Source organism: Streptomyces sp. NPDC038707, from assembly GCF_040636485.1.
GTDB lineage: Bacteria > Actinomycetota > Actinomycetes > Streptomycetales > Streptomycetaceae > Streptomyces.
On sequence record NZ_JBEZUP010000100.1, the window covers coordinates 1 to 1554 of the forward strand.

General features: G+C 67.6%; 1 protein-coding gene. It reads left to right on the forward strand.

The features are described from left to right. Positions 1-57 precede the first annotated feature (57 nt). Positions 58-1554 (forward strand): condensation domain-containing protein (locus AB0E62_RS39985; RefSeq protein ID WP_362206054.1); only part of this gene is annotated, 1497 nt, incomplete at its 3' end.

Consider the following 1554-nt stretch of genomic DNA (forward strand, 5'->3'; position numbering starts at 1 on the left):
GTGGCGTCTGCCGAACTGAACGCGGCGATGGGCCGGTTGGATCCGGGTGCCGGGGTGATGGCGCAGTTCGTGTGGTTCGACGCGGGGTCCAGGGGACGGTTGTTGCTGGTGTTGCACCATCTGGTGGTGGATGGGGTGTCGTGGCGGGTTCTGTTGCCGGATCTTGCGGCGGCGTGGGTGCGGGTGCGTGCGGGTGTGCCTGTGGAGTTGCCGGGGGTGGTGACGTCGGCGCGTCGGTGGGCGCATGCGTTGGTGGAGGAGGCGGCCGGGGCGGCGAGGGTCGCGGAACTGGGTTTTTGGCAGGGGGTGTTGGAGGGGCCGGATCCTGTGTTGGGTGCTCGGCGTCCGGATCCGTCGGTGGACACGATGGGGACGGTGGAGACGGTGCGGGTCGAGGTGCCGGTGTCGGTGACGCAGGGGTTGCTGAGGGGGATTCCGGCGGCGTTCCGGGGTGGGATGAACGACGGTCTGCTGGCGGCGTTGGCGATGGCGGTGGCCCGGTGGCGCGGGGGTGACGAGAAGTCGTTGTTGGTGCGTCTTGAGGGGCATGGCCGGGAGGAGGGGGTCGTGCCGGGTGCGGATCTGTCGCGGACGGTGGGCTGGTTCACCAGTATGTTCCCGGTCCGTCTGGATCTTTCGGGGTTCGATCTGGGTGAGGTTTTCGCCGGTGGTGGGGCTGTGGGGGGTGTGGTCAAGGCGGTGAAGGAGCAGTTGCTGTCGGTCCCGGACAAGGGGCTGGGGTATGGGTTGTTGCGGTATTTGAACGCTGAGACCGGTGGGGTGCTGGCCGGGTATCCGGAGCCGCAGGTGGGTTTCAATTATCTGGGCCGGTTCTCGGTGGCGGACATGCCGGAGGAGTTGCGTGGTCTGGGCTGGTCGCAGGTGCTGGATGTGGATGACGCGGGGGCGGTGTTCGATGGGGACATGCCCGTGATGTCGGCGTTGGAGATCAACGCGTATGTGACTGACACGGCTGAGGGTCCGCGGTTGGATGCCTTGTTCTCGTTCCCGCGGGGTGTGTTTGGTGAGGGGGAGGTGCGGGAGCTGGTGCGGTGGTGGCGGGTGGCGTTGGGGGTGCTGGCCGAGTATGTGGGGCGGCCGGGGGCGGGGGGTCTGACGCCGTCGGATGTGCCGTTGGTGTCTGTGGGTCAGGGGCAGTTGGTCGAGTGGGAGCGGGTGTGTCCGGGGTTGCGGGATGTGTGGCCGTTGACGCCGTTGCAGTCGGGTCTGTTGTTCCACAGCAGGTTCGTGGAGTCGGCGGTGGATGTGTATCAGGTGCAGTTGGTGTTCCATCTGTCGGGGCGGGTGGAGTCGGGGCGGTTGCGGGCTGCGGGTCAGGGGTTGCTGGAGCGGTATGCGAATCTGCGGTCGGCGTTTGTCGCGTATGCCGGTGGGTGGGTGCAGTTGGTCGCGGAGGGGGTGGAGTTGCCGTGGCGTGAGGTGGATCTGCGGGATCTGCCGGAGGGGGAGCGGGCGGAGGCGTTGGAGGGGGTGCTGGCGGGGGACAGGGTGGATCGTTTTGATCCGGGGTCGGCTCCGTTGCTGCGGTTGATG